The sequence below is a fragment of the Pseudidiomarina terrestris genome (assembly GCF_030466375.1).
GTDB classification, from domain to species: Bacteria; Pseudomonadota; Gammaproteobacteria; order Enterobacterales; family Alteromonadaceae; genus Pseudidiomarina; species Pseudidiomarina terrestris.
Genome location: NZ_JAGGJE010000001.1, coordinates 1426115 through 1450207, shown reverse-complemented (window position 1 = coordinate 1450207; position 24093 = coordinate 1426115). Strand labels below are relative to the sequence as shown.

The window sequence follows — 24093 nt, the reverse complement described above, 5'->3', positions numbered from 1 at the left end:
TATGACAACAGAGTTATTAGCTTGTGAACAGGTAGGTAAATGTTATTGGGACGGTAATCACGATCTCGATGTGCTGCAGGGCGTAAATTTTTCCGTCAACGATGGCGAGCTGCTGGCGATCGTAGGCAGCTCCGGCTCGGGTAAAAGTACTTTATTGCATTGCATGGGGGGGCTGGACACCCCAAGCACCGGCAGAATTTTGTTCCGTGGCAACGACATCGCTAAATGGTCGCCACGCAAACTGGCTGAATGGCGTAATCAACAGCTGGGTTTTATTTATCAGTTCCATCATCTGTTACCCGAGTTCACGGCGCTGGAGAATATTGCCATGCCGCTGTTGATTCAGGGTCAAAGCGCGAAGCAAGCCCGCCTGCGCGCCACCGAGTTGTTGCAACGGGTAGGCCTGGCGCAACGCGGTGAACATCGGCCCGCCGAGCTTTCAGGCGGTGAACGCCAACGGGTCGCTATTGCCAGAGCATTAGCCAACCAACCGGCACTGGTACTCGCCGATGAACCTACAGGTAATCTTGATGATGACACCGCGCAGCAAGTGATGGCATTGATGCATGAGCTGAATCAGGAATTAGCAACAGCCTTTGTGATTGTTACTCATGACCTGAAGCTGGCGCAGAGTCTGCCGGCACAGGTGCGTCTGCAGCATGGTAAAATTGTGGCCTCGCTGGGCGAGGCCTCGCAATGATGCGTTCCTGGGCACTCGCCTGGCAATTGGCACGGCGATTCCGGCGTGGCCGTGAACGCAGTGGCTTCTTGTCTTTTATTTCGGCGTCTTCAACCATTGGTATTGCGCTGGGTTGCACCGTCTTCATTGCCGGACTCAGTGTCATGAATGGTTTTGCGGACGTGCTGGAAGAGCGCTTTTTAAAACTGGTGCCCCATATCCAGTTCACTGCAGTTGAAGGTGCGCTGCAGTATCCCGAAACCATTTTCCAGTTAGCTGAGCAGCATCCCGAAGTGGTTGCCGCGCGCCCGGTCATTCGTACCCAGGGATTGGTGCAAAAAGGTCGCGAGTTTGTTGGGGTACAGGTGACCGGACTGGATCCGTCAGCGCCGCACGCCATCAGTGAGTATATGAGCGCAAGCAGCTGGCAAGCTTTGCATGAGCCGGGTGCCATGGTGCTGGGTGCAGACCTGGCGGCTAAGCTCAACCTGACAGTGGGCGATAAATTCACTCTGGTTGTGGCCTCAGAGCGTGGCTTCCAGGCGCCCAAACGGCAAGCACTTACCCTTGCCGGAACCTTCAGATTCGGTGGTCAGGTGGATCATCAACTCGGCTATGTGAGCCTTGCAACCGCGCGGCAGTTGGTAGGAATGGAGCAGGGGATTACGGGCGTTGAGCTGGAACTCAGTGCGTTATTTGCCGCCGAACGCGTGGCCAATGAAATTGGTTACCAGTTACAGGATTATGTCTTCCTGGAACATTGGATGCGAGCGCAGGGGCATTTGTACCGTGACATCCAGATGGTGCGTACTGTGATGTATCTGGTGCTGGTGCTGGTGTTGGCGGTCGCGTGTTTTAATATTGTCTCGACGCTGGTGATGACGGTTCAGGAAAAACGGCGGCACATTGGTATCTTGCGCACCATGGGTATGCGCGCCGGTGGTCTGGTGAAGATTTTTGTATTACAGGGCCTGCAAAACGGTATGTTGGGAATTGCTGTGGGTGTTGTTGCCGGCAGTTTGTTAAGTCTTAACTTACCGGCTCTGCTCACCCTGCTGGAGTCCTTTACGGGCAGCTCGCTGCTGGCAAGCGATGTTTATTTCGTTGATCGCATTCCTGTGCGTTTACAGGCCATGGACATCTTGTGGGTGGCCACAGTCGCACTGCTGTTAAGTTTGTTGGCGACTCTCTATCCCGCCTGGCAGGCCACGCGTATTTCGGTGGTCAAAGCGATTAGCGCTTAATCCTGTGGGCACGAGCGCGCCAGGCACTGACCACAGACTGGCGCCAGAGTAGACGGATCACGAAATAACCAAGGATACTGGTCAGAGTGCCGAGCACCAGACAGCCAAGCAAAAATGCCGGCCCTATCGTGGTGATGCTATGGCCGAGCCACTCCCAGGAGAGTTCAAAGTTAAAGGGCTGTGCTGGTGCACCAATCAGCCAGGTACCGACAAGATAAGAGAAGTAGAATAACGGTGGCATAGTAATAGGGTTGGAAACCCAGACTAAAGCGATGGAAAGCGGCAAGTTCACCCGAAATGGAATGGCAGCAGCCGCCGCGAGTACCATCTGAAACGGCACCGGAATAAAAGCACAGAATAAGCCGATAGCGAATGCCCCTGAAGCCGATCGGCGATTCAGGTGCCAAAGGTTCGCATCGTGCAGTAATTTACCAAACACTTTAAGACTGCGACTGTTTCTGATCGCATCATGATCGGGCATGATACGCTGAAAAAACTTTCTCGGCATGCTTACCAACTCGTCACTCTAGCTTATAGGTACAACGTCCATGGACCGGTGGTTGTGCGCATTTCTTCTGGGCTACGCGCTGAGCTTTTCCTTCTCAGCTGGCGCCGATGTCTGGCTCTATTTGCCTGGCGCGGGGTTAGCTTTATGCTGTTTTCTGTTGAGCTATTTTCAACATATTCGGACCCATCTCATAGGCTGCGTATTGTGCGGTATTCTATGGGGCACTGGCAACGCCTATTTCGTCCAGCGCACACTTATAAGTGACCAATGGACACAAACGACGATGACCACCGTTATGCAGGTCACCTCGGTGAGTCATCACCACCCCGGATTATGGCGCATAACCGGGGTTCTTACCAAACTTGACGAACAAAGCCTGTTATCCCGGCCCATCGCGCGGCTGCAATGGTATCAAGCCCACGCGCAAGCACCACAGCGGCTGCCCCGCCAGGGTGAGACCTGGCAGTTCAGCGTACGACTACGTCACCCGCAGGGAACCCGTAACGAAGGCGGGATGCGCTATCACCGTTATTTACTAGGTCAGGGCGTTAATGCTTTGGGTTCCATCCGTAGTGGGCAGTATTTGTCCGGTGCGGTGAGCTGGCGACAAAATCTGGTCAGCGCGGTGGAAGCCGCGCTGGGCAAAGTTGAACTCAAAGGGCCGTTGCTGGCGTTGTTGGTGGGCGAACGTTACCAGATGTCTGATGCGGACTGGACCCTGGTACAGCGCACCGGACTGGCACACTTGATTGCCATTTCCGGTTTACATCTGTCGCTGGTGGCAGGTTTTGCTCTGGCACTTACCTGGCATGCTTTTGGGCTGCTGGTGCGGCGCCGAAGTCGGCGTGATCAGCTCAACCTATGGGCGTATACGCCTTGGCTGGCGCTGGTCCTGGCAATGGCCTATGCAGCTTTGTCTGGTTTTGCAATTACCACGTTGCGCGCTGCACTGATGCTTGGCGTCGTGGTTCTGCACAAACAACTGGGTTGGCGTGTCAGCGCACCGCGTATTTTATTGCGTGCGGTAGTGGTGGTGATCCTGGTGGAACCGCTGGCGCCATTGACCACAGGGTTTTGGCTTTCGGTGATGGCTGTCGCTGCGATTGTTTTTATGAACTGGCGCTGGCAAAGGTATCAGGGGCGCTGGAGCAGATTTCGTGAGTGGTGGCGCTTTGAGTGGTTGATAACAATTTTGTTCTGGCCGCTCATGGCGCTTTGGTTTGGTGGGGTTTCACTCGCCGCTGCGCTGATTAATATCCTGGTGGTACCGCTGGTCAGTTTCTGGGTACTGCCCGTTGGCCTGCTCGGGGTGATGGCGGCCGGTCTCGGAGCGCTGGCAGCTGCGGAACAGCTGTTCGTGTTGGCGGCCTGGCCGCTACAGCAACTCTGGCCGCAGCTCGGTTGGCTGGCAGAACAGCCATGGCAATGGTTATCGGCTGCTGACTTGCCCGCCTGGCCCTGGTTGTTGAGTTTCACCCTGATCCTGCTATTGCCAATACGCTGGCTGCAACGGGGCGTGGCAGTCGCGGTGTTGGTGATGTGCCAGCTGGTGTACGAAGCCATCCCTGAACGTCGTCAGTTGTTTCTGCATGTTCTTGATGTCGGCCAGGGCAGTGCTTTGGTGTTGCAACGGCAGCAGCAGGCGTTACTCATCGATACCGGCGCCAGCTGGGATGGCTCGGTTGCTATGGCGGAACGGGTCATTATGCCGTTTCTTGAGAGCAAACGGTTGCGCCCTGAGCTGGCCTTTATTACCCATACGGATCGTGATCACCAAGGCGGTTACACCGCGTTGCAGCAGCGTTTTCCTGCAGTTCGCTGGCTCGGTGGCGCCAGTACCACACCGTGCGTTGCCGGACAGAGCGGCAGCTGGCGTGAGGTACAGTGGCAGGTGCTGCATCCGACGCAGGAGTCGGGCATTGGTAACCAAAGTAATAACAGCTCCTGTGTCGTGCTACTGCAGTTTGATAATGTACGGATTTTGGTCACCGGCGATATCGAAAAAACAGCGGAGCGCCAGTTGCTGGCGCGGCTGGCACCGGTCAGCGCGGAAATTCTGGTGGTGCCCCATCATGGCAGTAAAAGCTCCTCGGAAGACTACTTTATCCGTCATGTGCAACCTTCACTGGCGTTAGTGAGCCGGGGGCGCAATAACCCTTACGGACAGGCCCATCCGGAGGTGGTCGCGCGCTATGCCGGACACCGCATCACTATGCTCGACACTGCCCGCGGTGGGCAAATCACCTTATGGACCGATGGCCGGCGTTGGCAAGCCTGGCAGCCACTGGCGCAGCACTTTGGCAGCTGGTTTGATGTCGACCCTCATGACCCGTCAGCGCGCTGAATTCGCAGAAACTAGCCAGTGGGCCGGGAAAACGGTTAGAATGATGTCATTATTTGCTATTAGAAACCGATGCATGAATGCAGAGACTGTAAAACAAAAGACATTTCGCCGCCTGATGGGCTACATCAAACCCTATCGCGCTGCCTTTTTGTTCTCGATAGTGGGGATGCTCGGCTACGCAGCCGTTGATACCTTCTTCTTTTCTCAGATTGAAACTCTGATTGATGACGGCCTTACCAGCAGTAATCCAAAGATACTGTTGTACGGTGCGATTTTTGTTCCTGTGATCTTCATCTTGCGTGGCCTGTTTAACTTTATTTCGACCTACTTCCTGAATTGGGTCGGTTTTCGTGTGGTGACGACACTGCGACAGCAGTTATTTGATCACATGATGAAACTTCCCGTTTCCTTTCACGATCGGCATTCAACCGGCGATTTAATTTCTAAAATTACCTACACCACGCAGCAGGTTGCAGAAGCAAGTAGCAGGGCAGTGCTGATCCTGATCCGTGAAGGTGCCTTTGTTATCGGTCTGTTGTCATTGATGTTTTACCATAGCTGGCAGCTGTCACTGGTATTTTTGATTGTTGGCCCCTTAATTGCCAAGATCGTGGCGGTCGTATCAAAGCGCTTTCGCAAAGTATCGACGCGTATTCAGACCGCGATGGGTGATGTCACCACCACGGCTGAGCAGATGATTAATGGCCATAAAGTCGTGGTCATGTACGAAGGACAAAAGCGTGAATCAAAGCGCTTCTCAACCATTAATAACATCACCCGCAACCAGAACATGAAGCTGATTAATGCGCAAAGCCTGAGCACCTCTCTGATTCAGCTGATTGCATCCTTTAGTTTGTCGATGGTACTGGTGCTGGCTAGCTTTCCCGATATGCTGGCGCAACTGTCCGCGGGTGCCTTTACGACGTTGCTGACGGCCATGATCATGCTGCTGCGTCCGTTGAAACAGCTCACTACTGTTAACAGTGACTTTCAGCGTGGTATCGCCGCGGCACAAAGTATTTTCAGTGTGCTGGATGAGAATGCCGAAGCAGATACGGGTAAGCGGAATATCGAACGTACCCGCGGTGATATTAAATTTGAGCACGTCAATTTCACTTATAATGAGACTGAAAGCCCGGCACTGGCTGATGTAAGTTTCCATGTCGAGCCAGGTAAGACGTTGGCACTTGTGGGACGCTCGGGCAGCGGCAAATCGACCATCTCAAATTTGCTGACACGGTTTTATACCCCGCAAGAGGGTCTTATCAAACTTGATGATGTCGATATTTATGACTATCGGCTGAAATCTTTACGCCGCCAGTTTGCGCTGGTGTCACAGCATGTGACCTTGTTTAATGACAGTATTGCCAACAATATTGCCTACGGTGCACAAGGCAAGCCAAGCCCGGAGGCTGTTCGCCGTGCCGCCGAACAAGCTTACGTGACGGAGTTCACCGACAATATGCCAAATGGCCTGGATACTACCGTGGGCGAGAACGGCGTGATGTTATCTGGCGGTCAGCGTCAGCGTATTGCTATCGCAAGGGCACTACTGCGCGATGCGCCTATCCTGATCCTGGATGAGGCGACCTCAGCCCTGGATACAGAATCTGAACGTCATATCCAAAGTGCTCTGCAGGCATTGCAGCAGAATCGTACTTCCATTGTTATCGCACACCGCTTATCGACCATTGAAAAAGCCGATGAAATCCTGGTGCTGGAAGATGGCGCCGTGATTGAGCGCGGCAGTCATCAGGAATTACTGGAGCGCGAGGGCGCCTACTATCAGCTGTACAGTCTGCAGTTCAGTGGTGAGCTCGGCTAATGGCGTTAGAGCGCGCGTGGTACAACACTAAAGTTGCCCCTTACCTTTGGCTGTTACTGCCGCTGCATGCGCTGTTTGTCGTGCTCAGTACCTTGCGGCGCTGGCGTTACCGGTTGATACCGGCAAAGGCATTGCCGGTGCCGGTCATCGTGGTCGGCAATATCAGTGTCGGCGGCACCGGTAAAACTCCCGTCACGCTGGCGCTGGTGGAGCACCTGAAAGCGCGTGGCGAGCAGCCCGCTATTATTTCTCGTGGCTATGGTGGCAAAGGCCCGTTTCCGCTGACAGTGTCAGCGAGTAGCGCTGCTGCTGCTTGTGGCGATGAACCGCTATTGCTGGCCCAGCGTGCGAAGGTTCCGGTGGTGGTCGCCCCGGACCGCCGCGCAGCCGCCATGCAGGCGTTGCGCGATGCGCCCGGAACGACGGTGCTTATCAGTGACGATGGGCTGCAACATTACGCCTTGCCACGCCAGTTTGAAATTGCTGTTATTGACGGTCGGCGTGGACTGGGAAATGGCTGGCGCTTACCTATCGGACCCTTGCGTGAACCAACGCGACGCTTAGGCGACGTCGACGCGATGATCATTAACGGTGATCTCGCCGAATCCCCCAGCCTGGCCGATCAGTTGCGAGCGCTGAATCACTGTTACAGTATGAGCTTACAGCCATCAAACTGGCGCCGGGTCAGCGATGATGATGAGGTGACTGCGTTGCCGCAGGGGAGCACCCTGGCACTGGCCGGGATTGGTCACCCGCAACGGTTTTTTGATACCGTCCGTGCGCTCGAGTCGCGCGAATTTGCGACGCGCAGCTACGCCGACCATCAGTCCTTCGATGCTCATGATGCTGAGCAACTGAAAAGTTATGATGTCCTGCTGATGACCGAAAAAGACGCGATGAAATGGCGTGGTATTGCGCATCAGGATTGCTATTATTTACCGGTTACAGCAGATTTGCCGGAAACCTTCTGGCGACACCTTGACGCAACCTTAAAGAGATTTAAACATGGCGCTTGATGAACGGACCTTAGCTTTACTTGTCTGCCCTGTTTGCAAAGGGCGGTTGGTTTGGTTAGCGCAGAGTAAAGAGCTTGTTTGCCGGGGCGATCGTATGGCTTTTCCGGTACGTGACGAGATCCCCATACTTATGACCAGTGCCGCGCGAACATTGAGCACACAGGATTTGGAGCAGATGCCGAAATGAGCTTTACGGTGATTATACCGGCGCGTTATGCGTCAACACGTTTACCTGGCAAGCCACTGGCCATGATTGGTGGCAAATCGATGATTCAGCGCGTGTACGAGCGTGCTGCTGCAGCGGGCGCTGCCGAGGTGATTGTAGCAACCGACGATCAGCGTATTGTTGATGCTGTCGAAGACTTCGGTGGGCGGGCGATGTTGACCGCTAACCACCATCAGTCGGGCACGGAACGAATCGCTGAAGTCATTGATTACCTGGCGATTGCCGATGACCATGTGGTGGTGAATGTGCAGGGCGATGAGCCCTTTATTCCCCCGGAAATTATTCGTCAGGTAGCGGATAATCTAATGAATCAGCGGGCCGCGCACATGGCCACACTGGCGGTGCCGATCCATAATCTGGAGGAAGTACTGAATCCAAATGCTGTGAAAGTGGTCACGGATGCCAACGGCTATGCGCTTTATTTTTCGCGCGCACCTATCCCTTATGAGCGCGATGCACTGAATCACGATCGTCTGGGGGAGCGCGCCGCCTATAAACGTCATATCGGTATCTACGCCTATCGCGCTGGCTTTGTGTGGCGTTACATTGAGTGGGAACCCAGCCCATTAGAAGCCATTGAGTCGCTCGAGCAGCTACGGGTGCTCTGGTACGGTGAACGCATCCATGTTGCCGAGGCCATCGTTAATCCGCCGGCTGGCATAGATACGCCAGCCGACTTAGAACGAGCTAACCAGCAATTACTCGACTAACCATAGTGCTGGCACGTTGTTTCAAGGCGTGCCAGCGTTCCCGCCACCAGAGTAACCGCGCGTAGACATAAGGCACCAGGAACAGACTGGTCAGCGTGGAAAGCAATAGTCCGCCAATAATAGAGATAGCCATAGGCGCATACGGCGGGCCATCACCGCCAATCTGGGTGGTGCCAAAGGCCAGCGGTACCAGACCAAGTACAGTGGTGGCTACGGTCATCAGGATTGGGCGTAAACGACTTACGCTGCCATCGATGATCGCATCTTTAAGTTCATAGCCCTCGGCCAGTAGCTGGTTAATACGATCGACAAGCACGATGCCATTGTTCACCACTATTCCCATTAGAATCAGAATGCCGATCATGGCCATGATGGTGATCGACTGGCCGGTGATAAAGAGCGCCCAGAACACCCCGACGATGGAGAATAACAACGAGGTAATGACCGCGGTTGGCAATAATACCGACTCAAATAATGCCGCCATCACGATGTAAATCAGTGCCACAGCGAGCAGCGTATTGACCAGCATGACATTCTCAGCTTCCTGCTGGCGCTGGAAGCTGCCGTCCAGGCTCCAGCTGTAGCCATCTGGCAGGCTTAACTGGCTCAGTGCGGCGGTGAGCTTGTCGCGCGCCTCATTAAGTGGCAGTTCATCATCCAGGTTGGCTTGAATCGCCAGCGAAGTGCGGCGGTCGAGACGTCGGATTTCGCCTAAGCGCGGCTGCACTTCGAAGCTGGCAACGGCATGCAAGGGGATGACGCGGCCTTCATGCTGCAGTACCGGTAAATTTTGCAAAGCTTCGAGGGAATACTCGAGTTCTTTGTCAAAGGCAACGCGCATTGGGATCTCGCCATTGGGGTCACCACGGAAGGAGCGTAAACGCTGGCCGCGGAGGGCGGTTGCTACTTGTCGGGCGACGTCAGCACTACTGAGGCCGAGACGGTGGACACGTTCGCGATCAATGCGTACCAGATACTCAAATTGACCCGCTTCGCTCTCGCTGCGCACGTCATTTAAGCCCTCGATGTCTGCGATGACAGGCACAAACCGCTGTGCTATGTCTTCGAGTACATCGGTCGACTGACCCGTCAGCGTCACCCGCACACCTTCACCACCGCCGCCAAAACCAAATTGCGGTTCACTGCGCAGCATTTTCGGGAACTGCTCACGCATCTGTTCCATCAGCACGCTGAGCTTCACCGGACGATCCGGCTTGAGCAGCAAGGTTGAGATTGCGTAGCTGGGGGTGTAATAGCTGTACACCGCATCGATGTAAAACGCTTCCTGATTCTGGTAGAGGAAATCCTCGAAACGGGCAACTTCATCCTCCACCTCAGCAAGGCTGTAGTGTTGGTGCAAATTGTAATTGAGGAACAGGCGGTCATTAAAACCTTGCGGTTCCTGGTCGCCGCTTACCCCGGCAAAGGGCACAGCGATACTGGCCAGAATGGCGATTGCGAACACCCCGGTCCAGCGCGGATGACGCCAGCTCCACTCCAGCAGCCGGCGATAGCGAGAGGGTTTAGCATTGACAGGTTTTGCACGCGGCTTCATGGCCCGATTGAGCTTGCTGGCAAGCAGCGGAATCAGGGTCTGGGCAACCAGTAACGATGCCAGCAATGACAAACAGATCGCAACTGCTGTGTGTTCGAGAAAGATGGTCAGGTCGATTTTTTTACCAAAAATATTAGGCAAAAATACGATAGCCGTGGTCAGCGTACCGGCGATAACTGCCATAGAGACGTTGCCAACCCCGCGCAGTGTCGCAGCTTCGGCGTCATAGCCGGCTTCGCGCTCGTGCTGAATACTTTCGGTGATGACGACGGCATTGTCGACCAACATTCCCACGGCCAGCATTAACCCCATCAAAGACAGTACGTTTAGCGAATAGCCGAGGAAATACATGCCGCCAAGGGCAATACAAATGGCAATCGGCACTGACAGTACTACTACCAGCGTGATGACGATATTGCGTAAAAACAGGTACAGCACAATAAAGGACAACAACGCACCCAGCAGACCCGCCATCAACAAATCATTCAATGAGGTGGTCACCCCGTCCGCGGTATCATTCATGACGAACAGGTTGATGCCGTTGAATTGCGGGTCGTCGCGTATGTCGTTGATAACTTGCATGACGCGCTGCGACACATCCACCAGGTTGGCACTTGATTCCTTAAAAATATCCATGCCGATCGCATAGGTTTGATCGAGGTGACGACCGTCAACTCGACGTGGCATCTCGCGAGTAACCGTAGCAATATCGCCCAGCTTTAAGCGCGCAGTGATCGGCAGGTTGCGGATTTCATATTCCGACTGAAATTCTCCCTTTGGATTGATCAGAATGCGCTCGTTGGGATTCTCAATATAGCCTGCGGTCAGCGCAAAGTTAGCTTGTTGTAAGCGCGCTGTGATGTCGGCCGCGCTTAGATTGTGTTGCAGCAGTTTCTCTTGTGCCAAACGAATCACTATGTTCTGTTTCTCGACCCCATACAAGGTCACCTGGGAAACGCCATCAACCCTTGCAATCGGTCGGCGCAGACTGCGATCCAGCAAGTCGTAGGCATTACTTAAATCGCGCTGGCTTGAGATCCGCAATTGAAACACTGGCATGTCTTCAGTGTTAAACTGCAACACCTGCACTCGCTCAATATCGTCGGGCAGTAAATGCAGCATGCCATCCACTTTCTCCCGCGCTTCAATGCCTTTGGCATTGACGTCCTCGCCCCACTCAAATTGCAGCGACAGCTGCGCATTGTCGCTGCTGGAGAACGAACGCATGCGCTTGACGTTGCTGAGAGTGGCAAGGGCTTCCTCCAGCGGCCGGGTGATGAGTCGCTCGACCTCTTGCGGGGTGGAGTTTGGATAGGGCACTGTGACCATGATTTCGGGAATTTCGATACCCGGAAATTTCTCCAGTGGCAGTAACCGAGAGCTGATCGCTCCCAGCAGCAGCATCGACAGGAAAATCATGCAAATGGTTACGGGACGGCGCAGTGCGAACTGCGCCAGGGCTGCACCTAGCTTTGCTGCAGTCATTATGCGCCCTCCGTTAAGGTCTTACTGCGCACCTGCTTGCGATCCACCAGCAGGTACAGGCAAGGGATGAAGAATAAGGTCAATAAAGTCGAGAACAATAGTCCCGCGATAACACTGATTGCCATAGGTGCGCGGATTTCTGCGCCTTCACCCAGACCAATGGCCAGGGGCATGAGGCCAAGCACTGTGGTAAACATGGTCATAAGAATTGGGCGTAAGCGCTGCTGAGCAGCCTGGAAAACGGCGTTATAACGCGTTTCTCCCTCGCTGCGGAGCTGATTAATTCGATCGACCAGCACAATGGCATTGTTGACCACAATCCCGGCCAGCATAATTAAGCCGATGAAAACGATGACACTGAGTTCGGTGCCCATCAGATACAGCCCAAGTACGGACCCTGCGCCTGCCAGCGGCACACTGAATAAGATAAAAAATGGATGCAGTAGCGACTCAAATTGCGAAGCCATGATGAGGTAAACCAGGAATATCGCGAGTACCAGCGCAAATTGTAACGACTGAAACGAGCGCTGCATTTCTTCACTCTGCCCTGCAACATTGGCTTTAATGGTAAGCGGTAATTGAGTGTCAGCGACCACTTGTTGTGCTGTACTGACGGCGCTGCCGAGGTCGCCAAAGGCCAGGTTCGCCTGGACCATGGCGGTCCGTTGCTGATCAATACGGGTAATTTCACTGGGGCCCATCACTTGTTCGATCTCGGCCACGGCCTGCAATGGAATTTCGCGCGCCGCACCATGATTGATGACCAGTTGCTGCAGGTCGCGTAAGGAGTCCCGATCACTGGCCTGACTGCGCACCAGAATATCAATTTTGCGATCGTCCAGGCTAAACTGTGTTGCCACCCGGCCGCCAATTTTGGTGGCGAGGAGTTCGGACACATCAGCACTGGTCAAGCCATATTGAGCGAGTCGGGAATGATCAAAATAAATAGCAATTTCGGGCTGTCCATCGCTCATATTGGTACGAATATCGGTGAACTGTTGGTGTTCTTCTAAATTCTTTGCCAAGGTTTGCGCCGCCTGTTGCAGTAGTTCGATGTCATAGCCAATGACTTCAATAGCGATGGGACTACTGAAACTAAAAAGCTCCGGCCGGCCAAACTTAATTTGGACGCCTGGTAACTGCTGTGCGTAGTGGCGTAACTCGTTTTGCACACGCTCTTCGGCAAGGGCATCACTGTCGCTTGCCATCACCACGTTGAAGCGACCCCACTGATTGCCATTTTGCCCGGGAGCGGCGTTTAACAGGCTGCCTGTGCCGGCGATACTAAAGGAGCGCTCGACCTGACTCACAAGCTCCGGCTGATTGGCCAGGTGGCGGGCAAAGCCTGCTAAAACTGCATCGGTTTCATAAATAGTTGCTCCGGGCTGCAGTTCAACTTCCACATAAAATTCGCCTTGTGCCATGCTGGGCAACAAACTGACCGGCAGCAAGGGCACCAGCGCATAGCAGGCTGCTGCAACCAGCACGATAGCACCGAGGGTAAGTTTTGCTTGTTGCAGCGCAAAGCTCAGTACGCGTTGATAAGTTATTGCCAGACGTTGATAACCCCAGTCAAAGCCTCTTAATGCCGGAGTTACCAGCCAGCCCAAGCCTTTTGCCAGGCTGCGCCAGAGCAAGGTAATGAGTGCCACAATGGCCAGCGGTAACCAGCGAAACACTAGCAGTAAAGGTGTCATCAACCAGAAACGCCAGCCGCTGCGCTTGGCCGCAGCAGGGAAGTGCTGGCGGTCAGTTATGGTGGCATCCGCGCTACGTTGCTTGGCAGAGAGCATTGGGATCAGTGTTAGAGCGACAAATAATGACGCAAGTAAGGAGAAGGTCACCGTCAGCGCTTGATCGGCAAACAATTGTCCTGCCAGGCCCTCGACAAACACCAGCGGAAAGAACACCGCCATGGTGGTTAATGTGGAGGCGATAATTGCACCTGTCACTTCACTGGCACCGGTTTCAGCTGCCTCTGCTTCCCCTTTGTGTTCACGGTGACGGGCAATATTTTCCAGCACCACAATGGCATTATCAACTAACATACCGACGGCGAGAGCGATCCCCCCAAGGGACATCATATTTAACGAGATCTGATAGCCATGCATGAGGTTAAAGGTGGCGATAATCGAGACCGGAATCGCCAGTGAGATAATCACCGTCGGCCATAGCCGCTGCAGGAACAGATAGATAATGATCATCGCCAGCAAGCCACCAATGATGGCTGCGTCACGAACTTCGGCAATCGCCGCTTCAATAAAGACAGCCTGATCCGCGATCGGCTCAACTTGATAAACGTCAGGGATGAGTTTGCTAGTTTGCAGGTGTCGCAGATGCGCCTGGATAGCTTTTGAGACCTGTACGGTATTGGCGTCACCTTCTTTATAAAGGGACACTTCCACGGCCTCACGACCGCCAATACGACTGATGGAATCACGCTCTTTGTAACTGTTTTCAACGCTGGCAAGATCGCGCAGCAGAATTGGGCGGTCATTACGGGTGGCGATGTAAATCGAACGGATGTCGTCCAGGTTCTGAAACTGGTTCAGCGTCCGTACCAGGTATTCAGCGCGTTGCGCCTCAAGGCGGCCGCCGGATAAATTAATATTTTCCTCGCGCAGGCGCTGCATGATTAAGCTCATTGGAACTTGCAGCTGCGTCGCTTGTTGCTCATCGACCAACACCTGAATTTCATCTTCCAGGCCGCCGCCAAGACGCACTGAGGCAACGCCTTCCACGCTCTCCAGATGACGCTTGAGCTCTTCTTCAGCAAAGGTGCGCAAGCGTTTCAATTCAGCGACATTCGGTTCAGTTGTACCATCAAAACCTAAGGTGAGCCGGTAAATCGGTTCTTCTGCCGGGTTAAACCGTAACAAGGTTGGTTTTTCAATATCCAGCGGCAGATTGACCAGATCCATTTTTTCGCGGACGTCAAGACTTGCCATGTCCATATTGGTGCCCCAGGCAAACTCAAGCAGCACATCGCTCTGGCCTGCGCGCGAGATGGATTCAATCCGCTGTACACCTTTGACGGTGCCCAGAGCTTCCTCAACAGGCTTACTGACCAGTTGTTCAACTTCGCCCGGGGCGCCGCCAGGATAGTCGGTCCGGACGGTAAGGGTAGGGTAGGCAAGATCCGGTAACAGGGTGACCGGAATCCGGCCTAATGACACCATCCCAAACAATAAAACAGCCAGGGTAAACATGGCGACCGTTACTGGACGCCGAACTGCCAGACGCGCCAGACTCATGATTGTTGCTCGCTCTTGATGACCTCAACTAAAGCGGCATCTTTCAGATTGGCCTGACCACTTACCACCAGACGGTCACCTGCCTCAACGCCGGCGAGAATCTCAACATGGGTTTCATCTTCAAATCCCAGTTGCACATCTTTTTTATGTGCGACACCGTCACTGTCGACGATGAAGACAGAGTGTTGCCCGTCAAGACTCTGCACGGCATAACGCGGTACCGTAACAGTGTCATCGTGGGTAGCATAATGCAGGCTGACATGAGCAAACATGCCGGCTTTAAGCTGCTGCTCTGGGTTGCTGACGCTCAACACCACTTTAAAGGTACCACTCTGGGTATCGACCATCGGACTGATACGCGCTACCCGGGCATCGACGACCTGGTTGGGCAGGGCACTCAGCCGCAGCTGGGCGGTTTGGCCGACAGCGACGAACTGCAATTCACGCTCAGGCAGATACAGATTCCCTTCCAGCTCATCCAGGGCGATGATGTGGAATAGCTTTTGTGCCTGATACTGGCTAATCATATTGCCTGTTTTGGCATAACGAGTGGCGACCACGCCCGAAATAGGCGCTCGGATCTCAGTTTCGGCCAGGTTCAATTTGGCCATGTCAAAACGTGCCTGTAACAGGTCCGCCTGATAACGCAGTTTGTCGTACGCGTCGGCGCTGATCATGTCGCGTTCTGCCATATCCTTGACCCGGCGTAATTCCTGCTGGATGCTGTTGAGCTCTGCCTGAGCCTGGGCCAACTGAATGCGATATTCTTCATCGCGCAGTTTTGCTAACAGCTGCCCTTGCTCAACATGCTGGCCTTCCTCGACATAAATGTCTTCAACGATACCATTGGCTTTGCTAATGACGTCGGTCTCGTCGCGCGCCTCAAGCGTTGCTGTAGTTTTGAAGCTTGAAGTAATGGCACTACGAGCAACATCCTGAGTCGCCACTGGAATGCGGACGACCACTTCCTCTTCTTGCGTGGCCGTTTGATTAGAGGCGTCGGCCTGACCGCAACCGTTTAGCAACAGACTTGAAGTCAGAATTAAAGCGGTCAAGCCGACAAAACTTGAGTTGATTTGTACAGATTTAGTTTTCATTGTTTGGTCCCTGTTTTACTCATTCATTGCTCGTCATGGCGTGTTAGAGATTAAGACGATGACGATGATGATTAAGTTTATGCAGGTAGCGTGCCAAGATTGAAGATGTTGACGGGGAGTTTAAGAAAATGCGTTTAAAAACAGTATCTTACGGTATATCGGAGAGTGGTTCTGGTTACACTTGGTTACATTTACCGACGCCAGAAATAAAAAAAGCACGCCGGAGCGTGCTTTTTTACTAATTAATGGCGAAAACTGCGAACTAACGCTTGATAGGCGTAAAGTCGCGTTGTGCTTCACCAGTATAAAGCTGACGAGGGCGACCGATTTTCTGATTCGCTTCGCCCATCATCTCATGCCAGTGCGAAATCCAGCCGACCGTGCGCGATAACGCGAAAATCACGGTAAACATGTTGGTCGGAATGCCAATGGCTTTCAAAATGATGCCGGAGTAGAAATCAACGTTCGGGTACAATTTCTTCTCAACAAAGTAGGGGTCTTCAAGCGCAATACGCTCAAGCTCCATGGCGACGTCCAGTAGTGGATCGCTGATATTCAGTTCTTTAAGTACTTCGTGCGCACTGTCGCGCATCACGGTTGCCCGCGGATCAAAGTTCTTATAGACGCGGTGACCGAAGCCCATCAGGCGGAACGGGTCATCTTTGTCTTTTGCTTTGTCAATGTACTTCGGAATGTTATCGACGCTGCCGATTTCTTTCAGCATACGCAAGCAGGCTTCGTTAGCGCCACCGTGCGCAGGGCCCCATAGCGATGCGACACCGGCTGCGATACACGCGTACGGGTTCGCACCTGATGAGCCTGCCAGGCGGACGGTCGAGGTGGACGCGTTTTGCTCGTGGTCAGCATGCAAGGTGAAAATACGGTCCATTGCCTTGGCAATCACCGGGTTCACTTTGTAGTCTTCAGCTGGTACCGAGAACATCATGTTGAGGAAGTTCTCAGAGTAGGACAGCTCATTTTTCGGATAAACGAAAGGCTGGCCAATGCTGAATTTATACGCCATGGCTGCGATGGTAGGCATCTTCGCGATCAGGCGGTATGCGCTACGCAGGCGCTGCTTCTCGTCGTGGATATCAAGGTCATCGTGATAGAACGAAGACAACGCACCAGTGACGGCACAAAGCATGGCCATCGGATGCGCATCGCGACGGAAGCCGTTAAAGAAGTTATGCAGACCTTGATGCACCATGGTGTGATTGGTGATGGTCTGTTGGAATTTAGTGTACTCTTGCGCGTTCGGCGCTTCACCGTGGAGCAGCATGTAACATACTTCGAGATAGTCCGCTTGGGTCGCGAGCTGATCAATCGGGTATCCGCGGTGCAGAAGAATGCCTTTCTCACCATCGATATAGGTGATCTTTGATTCGCATGAACCCGTGGCAAGGAAGCCTGGGTCAAACGTGAAGTACCCGTGTTTGCCTAAAGTACGCACGTCAATTACATCATAGCCGGCTGTACCAGATAACACTGGTAGTTCAATGGATTGGCCGTCAATCTGCAGGGTGGCTTTACGATCAGCCATAAGGAAATCTCCTTGTTTGAGTCTGCTTCATCACTAAAAAGGGCGATAGAATTTACTTGATCTTAACCACTCCTGTCAATTCAAACAGCTGTTTAATTCGCAGTCAAAGGTTGAGAGCCGTCAAGTAAAACTGCCATTATTACGCATCCATGTGGCAATTGGATGACACTGTTTTACAGTCTATCGCGTATACCATTAGGTTTATACTTCCTTCTGTAAGGTCTGTGTATACGACTAAGGTAGTGTTGCATCAAGAGCGAGTTTACAGTCTGTTGATCTAAACCGAAAAAATTAACGTTTTTCATGGAAAGTCGGCGCTAGAGAATTGTAATTCAAGGCTATGGCTTATATACTTTGGCGGCGATCTCACAGGGTTCTCTGTTCCCTTGCTTATCTGAATTTGGTGTAAGTGGAGGAACGAGGATGTTTGAAGTTCCGAGCATGTTAACAATGCTTTTCTGAAAGGCACAACAATCGTGAAAAAACAAAGACCTGTAAATTTAGAACTTACAACTATCAGCTTCCCGGCAGCTGCAATCAGCTCAATCCTACATCGAATTTCCGGCGTTATTATGTTGGTTTCCGTAGGTTTGTTAGTCTGGGCTTTAGCGACTTCACTGCAATCAGCCGAAGGCTTTGCAATGGTGCATGAATTATTCACCGGCTTCATTGCTAAGTTTATCGCCTGGGGCATTCTTACTGCACTTGGTTACCACCTGCTTGCTGGCATACGGCACATGATTATGGATATGGGTTATTTCGAAGGGCTCGAGTCCGGTCGAATCACAGCTCAGATCTCATTCGTACTGGGTGTCGTACTCTCTGTTTTAGCTGGGGTTTGGTTATGGTAAAAGTAGCATCAACATTTGGCCGTAGCGGTACGCATGACTTTATCCTGCTACGTGCGTCAGCAATTATCATGGCGTTGTATACCATCTTTATGGTCAGCTTCTTAGTGTCAGCAGACACTCTGAACTACGCCGTCTGGACCAATTTATTTGGTCACCTTGGCATGAAAATCTTTACCATGCTGGCATTAACCTCAGTGTTAGTGCATGGCTGGATCGGTATCTGGCAGGTACTGACTGATTACGTCAAAATCTCTGGCTTACGAGCTTTCATTCAATTCGTAGTAAGCGTCGCGCTCATCGTGTACTGGCTCGCCGGTTTACTCGTAGTGTGGCCTGTGGAGGGTGTGTAAGTGAGCGTACAAACTTTAGAATTTGATGCAGTAGTCATCGGTGCTGGCGGCGCAGGTATGCGCGCAGCATTACAGATTTCAGAATCAGGCATGACCTGTGCGCTGATGTCAAAAGTCTTCCCCACCCGTTCCCATACGGTTTCTGCGCAAGGTGGTATCACCGTTGCTCTGGGTAACGCCCATGAAGATAACTGGGAATGGCACATGTTCGATACCGTGAAAGGTTCGGACTATATTGGCGACCAGGATGCCATCGAGTACATGTGTAAAACCGGTCCGGAAGCAATTCTGGAACTGGAAAACATGGGCTTGCCGTTTTCACGTTTTGAAAGCGGTAAAGTTTATCAGCGTCCGTTCGGTGGTCAGTCAAAATCATTCGGCGGCGAACAGGCCGCGCGTACTGCCGCTGCAGCTGACCGTACCGGTCATGCCTTATTGCACTTGCTGTATCAGCAGAACGTCAAAAACAAAACCACTGTATTTTCAGAGTGGTATGCCCTTGACCTGGTCAAAAACCAGGATGGTGCAGTGGTGGGTGTAACCACACTGAACATCGAAACGGGTGAGATCTTTTACGTTAAAGCCAAAGCCGTTGTATTAGCAACGGGTGGTGCAGGGCGCATCTACGCCTCGACCACTAATGCACACATCAACACCGGTGACGGCGTTGGTATGGCATTGCGTGCCGGCGTACCTTTACAGGACATGGAAATGTGGCAGTTCCACCCTACCGGTATTGCCGGTGCGGGGACACTGGTCACCGAGGGTTGCCGTGGTGAAGGTGGTTACCTCCTGAATAAAGACGGTGAGCGCTTCATGGAGCGCTATGCGCCGAACGCTAAAGACTTAGCCTCACGTGACGTTGTCGCTCGGTCGATGATGACAGAAATTCGTGAAGGCCGTGGTTGTGAAGGACCGTTGGGTACACACCTGAAATTGAAGCTTGACCATCTTGGTCGTGACGTGTTGGAAAGCCGTCTGCCAGGCGTCTGTGATCTGGCCAAGACCTTCGCGCACGTTGATCCGGCAGAAGAACCGATTCCGGTTATCCCAACTTGTCACTACATGATGGGCGGTATCCCAACGGATGTGAACGGTCAGGCATTGCAGATTGATAGCCAAGGCAAAACTACACCGATTCAAGGTCTGTTTGCCTGTGGCGAAATCGCTTGTGTCTCTGTACACGGCGCAAACCGCCTGGGTGGTAACTCACTGCTTGATTTGGTGGTCTTCGGCCGTGCGACCGGTCTGCACCTTGGTGAAGCTCTGGCTGCGAACACTGAAGCACGTGAAGCCAGTCAGGACGACATTGATGCAGCTTTGGCGCGCACGCAACGTTGGGAAAACACCCAACAGGGCGAAGACCCAGTGCAAATTAAGAAAGATTTGCAGAAGTGCATGCAGCTGAACTTCTCGGTGTTCCGTGAAGGCGAAGCGATGAAAGAAGGTCTGGCGGAACTGAATGATATCCGCGAGCGCCTGAAAAACGCGCGTCTTGATGACACCAGTAAAGAATTTAACACGCAGCGTATCGAGTGCCTTGAGCTTGATAACTTGATGGAAACTGCGTATTCGACTGCGGTGGCAGCAAACTTCCGTACCGAAAGCCGTGGCGCGCACAGCCGTGCAGACTTTCCGGACCGTGATGACGACAACTGGTTAGTACACTCAGTGTACCGTCCGGAAGCCGAAGAAATGGTGAAACGTGAAGTAAATATGCAGCCTACGCTGCGTGAGGCATTCCCGCCAAAAGCGCGGACTTACTAAGGTTAGGTGACAACGATGAAGAAGTTGAGTATTTCAGTTTATCGTTACAACCCGGATGTTGATAACGCACCCTACATGAAGGATTACGCCCTGGAAATCGAAGAGGGGCAGGACATGATGGTGCTGGATCTGCTGTTGAAATTGAAAGAGCAGGATCCATCGTTAGCATTCCGCCGCTCATGCCGTGAAGGCGTGTGCGGTTCAGATGGTTTGAACATGAATGGTAAGAATGGTCTGGCGTGTATCACTCCTTTGTCCGCCTTAAAAGGTAGCAAAATCGTGGTCCGTCCACTACCAGGTTTACCGGTCATTCGCGACCTTATTGTCGACATGACTCAGTTCTATAAACAGTACGAGAAAATCAAACCTTATCTGATTAACGACGACAAAACGCCACCTGCGCGTGAGCGTCTGCAATCACCGGAAGAGCGCGCGAAATTGGATGGCCTGTACGAGTGTATTCTCTGTGCTTGTTGTTCAACCTCGTGCCCGTCATTCTGGTGGAACCCAGATAAGTTTGTTGGCCCTGCGGGTCTGTTGCACGCCTACCGGTTCTTGATCGATAGTCGTGACACTGCCACGGAGCAGCGCCTCGACGAGTTAGACGATGCGTTCAGCGTGTTCCGTTGCCACGGAATCATGAATTGCGTTAATGTCTGCCCGAAAGGTCTGAATCCGACCAAGGCTATTGGACACATCAAATCCATGCTATTGAATCGCGCGATTTAGTCTAATCGCGTTGTTTTTGCTATAGTAGTGGCCGAGCTGTATCGAAATAGCCATCCAGCTTGGATGGCTATTTTTTTATAAACGAGTGTGAAGGAACAGCGATGCAAGATGGCGTAATGCAAGCCTGGCTAGAATCCTCCCACCTTGCTGGTGGTAACATGGCTTACGTTGAGGAGCTTTTTGAAGTTTACCTCGACGACCCTAATGCAGTTGGTGATGAGTGGCGTGAGTTTTTCGACCAGTTGCCGCGTGAAGGCAGCAGCCGTGACACCAAGCACAGTGAAATTCGCGAGCAATTCCGTGCTCTGGCGAAGAATAAGCTTAAACAAGCGGGTACTGTTGTATCAGGTACACCTGATTTAAAACAGGTGCGGGTGCTGCAGTTGATTAATGCGTATCGCTTCCGCGGTCATCAGCACGCTAATCTTGACCCGCTTGATTTATGGAAGCAGGAAGAAGTTCCTGACCTTTCTTTAGAGCACCACGAACTTTCCAAAGACGATTACGATAGTGAGTTTAATGTTGGCTCACTCGCGGTCGGTCAGGAAAACATGAAACTTGGCGAAATCCATCAGCTGCTGGAGCAAATCTACTGCGGCTCGATTGGTGCTGAGTACATGCATATTGTCTCGACGGAAGAGAAACGCTGGATTCAGGAACGCCTGGAAGGGGTTCGTGGTAAGCCAGAGTTTAAGTCTGAACATCAGCAGAAAATTCTGAAAGAGATGATCGCTGCCGATGGTCTGGAGAAGTATCTCGGTTCTAAATTCCCGGGCGCGAAACGCTTTTCATTGGAAGGCGGCGACAGCCTGATCCCAATGCTCAAAGCGCTGCTTAGCCGTGCGGGTGAGCAAGGAACCAAGGAAGCTGTTATTGGTATGGCGCACCGTGGCCGTTTGAACGTGCTGGTGAACGTGCTTGGTAAGAAACCGCAGGACTTGTTTGACGAGTTTGCTGGTAAGCACAGCACCAATAAAGGCTCCGGTGACGTGAAGTACCACATGGGCTTTTCTTCCGACTTTGCTACTCCAGGTGGTGATGTCCACTTAGCGCTGGCCTTCAACCCTTCGCATCTTGAAATTGTAAACCCGGTTGTTATGGGTTCTGTGCGTGCGCGTATGGACCGTCTGGGTGATAAAGAGGGCGCTAAAGTTCTTCCGATCACTATCCACGGTGACTCAGCCATTGCCGGGCAAGGGATCGTGCAGGAAACCTTTAATATGTCCAAGACCCGGGCCTTTCAGGTAGGCGGGTCGATTCGTATCGTCATTAACAACCAGGTCGGCTTCACTACTTCGAAGCGCGAAGATACGCGTTCGACACAGTACTGTACCGACATTGCAAAGATGGTTCAGGCACCAATCTTCCATGTTAATGCTGATGACCCTGAAGCCGTCGTTTTTGTCACGCAATTGGCTATCGATTATCGCAACACCTTTAAGCGTGATGTGATGATCGATCTGGTCTGCTATCGCCGTCACGGTCATAACGAGGCCGATGAGCCAAGTGCAACCCAGCCGGTGATGTATACAAAAGTTAAAAAGCATCCAGTGGCACGCAGCATTTATGCGAAAAAGTTAGTTGATGCCGGTGTGGTTGATGAGGACACCGAGGACGCTTTAGTCGATAAATATCGTGACTTGCTGGATGACGGCGAGATCGTAGTCGATGAATTCCGCGAAATGAAAGCTCACTCCAGTGACTGGTCGGAATATCTGGGTAATGAGTGGGACGTCGAATACGACGCGAAAATCAGCAAAACCCAGCTGGAAGAACTTGGTGTAAAAATGAGTTCTTATCCAGAGGATCATAAGTTGCATTCGCGCGTCAAAAAAGTCTATGACGAACGCATGAAAATGGCAAAAGGTGAGAAGAAAGCCGATTGGGGCTTTGCCGAAACTTTGGCCTATGCGTCCTTAGTTGATCAGGGCGTCCATATTCGCTTAACCGGACAAGACAGTGGCCGTGGAACCTTCTTCCATCGCCATGCGGTGTTGCACAATCAAAATGACGCATCAACCTACATGCCGCTGAATAATATTCGCGACGGTCAGGGTGTGATTGAACTCTATGATTCCGTGCTCTCTGAAGCAGGTGTCGTTGCGTTTGAATATGGCTATGCGACGGCGGAACCGAACGCGTTGGTGATGTGGGAAGCACAATTTGGTGACTTCGTGAACGGTGCCCAGGTGGTCATTGACCAGTTCCTGAGTTCCGGCGAGCAAAAGTGGGGTCGCTTATGCGGTCTGACGTTGCTGTTACCACACGGTTACGAAGGTCAGGGCCCGGAACACAGCTCGGCACGCTTAGAGCGCTTCCTGCAGCTGTCTGCGGATCACAACTGGTCGGTGTGCGTGCCGACAACGCCAGCTCAGGTGTTTCACATGCTGCGTCGGCAACATCTACGTCCGGTACGCCGGCCTCTTATCGTGATGACGCCGAAATCTCTGCTGCGTCACCCGCTGGCGGTATCTGAGCTAGATGAGATGAGCGATGGCGTCTTCCAAAACGCGATTGCTGAAATCGATTCTTTGGACGCGAAGAAAGTAAAACGCGTGGTATTCTGCTCCGGTAAAGTGTACTACGACCTCCTTAAAGAGCGTCGTGAGCGTGAAACTAAAGACGTTGCTCTGATTCGTATCGAGCAGTTGTACCCGTTCCCGGCAGACGAAGTTGCTGAGATTTTGAAAGCATACAAACACGTTAAAGATTTTGTTTGGTGTCAGGAAGAGCCGCAGAACCAGGGCGCTTGGTATAGCAGCCAGCATCACTTCCGCGCGGCAATTCCTAAAGGTGCAGACTTAACCTATGCGGGCCGCGAAGCATCTGCTGCGCCAGCCGTTGGGTATTTGTCTGAGCACAACAAACAACAACAGAAATTAGTCGATGACGCGCTAACCATTAAATAGG

The 24093-nt window shown here is 52.5% G+C and carries 17 protein-coding genes; 12 read left to right on the top strand and 5 right to left on the bottom strand.

Translation table 11 applies throughout. The features are described from left to right. The first annotated feature begins 1 nt into the window (after position 1). Both lolD and J6J28_RS06970 read left to right on the top strand, forming a co-directional pair. Positions 2-700, top strand: coding sequence for a lipoprotein-releasing ABC transporter ATP-binding protein LolD (gene lolD / locus J6J28_RS06975; protein ID WP_301720644.1), 699 nt, complete (start codon positions 2-4; stop codon positions 698-700). After that, complete coding sequence (locus J6J28_RS06970) at positions 697-1923, top strand: lipoprotein-releasing ABC transporter permease subunit (RefSeq protein WP_301720643.1); 1227 nt, start codon at positions 697-699, stop codon at positions 1921-1923. Before lolD ends, J6J28_RS06970 begins: the two co-directional genes overlap by 4 nt. Here J6J28_RS06970 and J6J28_RS06965 read toward each other — a convergent pair. Continuing rightward, a complete protein-coding gene (locus tag J6J28_RS06965; RefSeq protein ID WP_301720642.1) occupies positions 1913-2431 on the bottom strand; it encodes a DUF2062 domain-containing protein in 519 nt (172 codons plus the stop codon). The genes J6J28_RS06970 and J6J28_RS06965 overlap by 11 nt on opposite strands. Positions 2432-2471: 40 nt before the next feature. On the opposite strand from J6J28_RS06965, the gene J6J28_RS06960 reads away from it, so the two are divergent. From J6J28_RS06960 to kdsB, 5 genes are all read left to right on the top strand, one after another. Further along, entirely contained in the window at positions 2472-4775 is a 2304-nt protein-coding gene (locus tag J6J28_RS06960) for a DNA internalization-related competence protein ComEC/Rec2 (protein ID WP_301720641.1), read from the top strand. A gap of 73 nt (positions 4776-4848) precedes the next feature. Then, positions 4849-6600, top strand: coding sequence for a lipid A export permease/ATP-binding protein MsbA (msbA, locus tag J6J28_RS06955; protein ID WP_301720640.1), 1752 nt, complete (start codon positions 4849-4851; stop codon positions 6598-6600). Continuing rightward, on the top strand, positions 6600-7616 hold the full coding sequence (gene lpxK / locus J6J28_RS06950; RefSeq protein ID WP_301720637.1) for a tetraacyldisaccharide 4'-kinase: 1017 nt from the start codon (positions 6600-6602) through the stop codon (positions 7614-7616). The genes msbA and lpxK overlap by 1 nt, the downstream gene beginning before the upstream one ends. Beyond that, positions 7606-7803, top strand: coding sequence for a Trm112 family protein (locus J6J28_RS06945; RefSeq protein WP_301720635.1), 198 nt, complete (start codon positions 7606-7608; stop codon positions 7801-7803). Before lpxK ends, J6J28_RS06945 begins: the two co-directional genes overlap by 11 nt. Continuing rightward, entirely contained in the window at positions 7800-8552 is a 753-nt protein-coding gene (gene kdsB / locus J6J28_RS06940; RefSeq protein WP_301720634.1) for a 3-deoxy-manno-octulosonate cytidylyltransferase, read from the top strand. Before J6J28_RS06945 ends, kdsB begins: the two co-directional genes overlap by 4 nt. Here kdsB and J6J28_RS06935 read toward each other — a convergent pair. The 4 genes from J6J28_RS06935 to J6J28_RS06920 all read right to left on the bottom strand — a co-directional run bounded on the left by J6J28_RS06935 (position 8530) and on the right by J6J28_RS06920 (position 17486). Continuing rightward, positions 8530-11592, bottom strand: coding sequence for an efflux RND transporter permease subunit (locus J6J28_RS06935; RefSeq protein WP_301720632.1), 3063 nt, complete (start codon positions 11590-11592; stop codon positions 8530-8532). The two genes, kdsB and J6J28_RS06935, sit on opposite strands and share 23 nt — an antisense overlap. Further along, positions 11592-14846, bottom strand: a complete 3255-nt coding sequence (locus tag J6J28_RS06930; RefSeq protein ID WP_301720631.1) for an efflux RND transporter permease subunit — start codon at positions 14844-14846, stop codon at positions 11592-11594. The genes J6J28_RS06935 and J6J28_RS06930 overlap by 1 nt, the downstream gene beginning before the upstream one ends. Beyond that, on the bottom strand, positions 14843-15943 hold the full coding sequence (locus J6J28_RS06925) for an efflux RND transporter periplasmic adaptor subunit (protein WP_301720630.1): 1101 nt from the start codon (positions 15941-15943) through the stop codon (positions 14843-14845). The genes J6J28_RS06930 and J6J28_RS06925 overlap by 4 nt, the downstream gene beginning before the upstream one ends. Before the next feature lie 262 nt (positions 15944-16205). Next, positions 16206-17486, bottom strand: a complete 1281-nt coding sequence (locus J6J28_RS06920; RefSeq protein ID WP_301720629.1) for a citrate synthase — start codon at positions 17484-17486, stop codon at positions 16206-16208. 476 nt (positions 17487-17962) lie between these two features. On the opposite strand from J6J28_RS06920, the gene sdhC reads away from it, so the two are divergent. The 5 genes from sdhC to J6J28_RS06895 all read left to right on the top strand — a co-directional run bounded on the left by sdhC (position 17963) and on the right by J6J28_RS06895 (position 24092). Next, positions 17963-18337, top strand: coding sequence for a succinate dehydrogenase, cytochrome b556 subunit (gene sdhC, locus J6J28_RS06915; RefSeq protein WP_301720627.1), 375 nt, complete (start codon positions 17963-17965; stop codon positions 18335-18337). Next, positions 18331-18687, top strand: coding sequence for a succinate dehydrogenase, hydrophobic membrane anchor protein (sdhD, locus tag J6J28_RS06910; RefSeq protein WP_301720626.1), 357 nt, complete (start codon positions 18331-18333; stop codon positions 18685-18687). Before sdhC ends, sdhD begins: the two co-directional genes overlap by 7 nt. Then, on the top strand, positions 18688-20454 hold the full coding sequence (sdhA, locus tag J6J28_RS06905) for a succinate dehydrogenase flavoprotein subunit (RefSeq protein ID WP_301720625.1): 1767 nt from the start codon (positions 18688-18690) through the stop codon (positions 20452-20454). It begins immediately after the preceding gene. A 15-nt stretch (positions 20455-20469) separates the two neighbouring features. After that, positions 20470-21183: a succinate dehydrogenase iron-sulfur subunit gene (locus tag J6J28_RS06900; protein WP_301720624.1), complete on the top strand. Its 714-nt coding sequence runs from the start codon at positions 20470-20472 to the stop codon at positions 21181-21183. 101 nt (positions 21184-21284) lie between these two features. After that, entirely contained in the window at positions 21285-24092 is a 2808-nt protein-coding gene (locus J6J28_RS06895; protein WP_301720622.1) for a 2-oxoglutarate dehydrogenase E1 component, read from the top strand. The last annotated feature ends 1 nt before the right edge of the window (position 24093 follow it).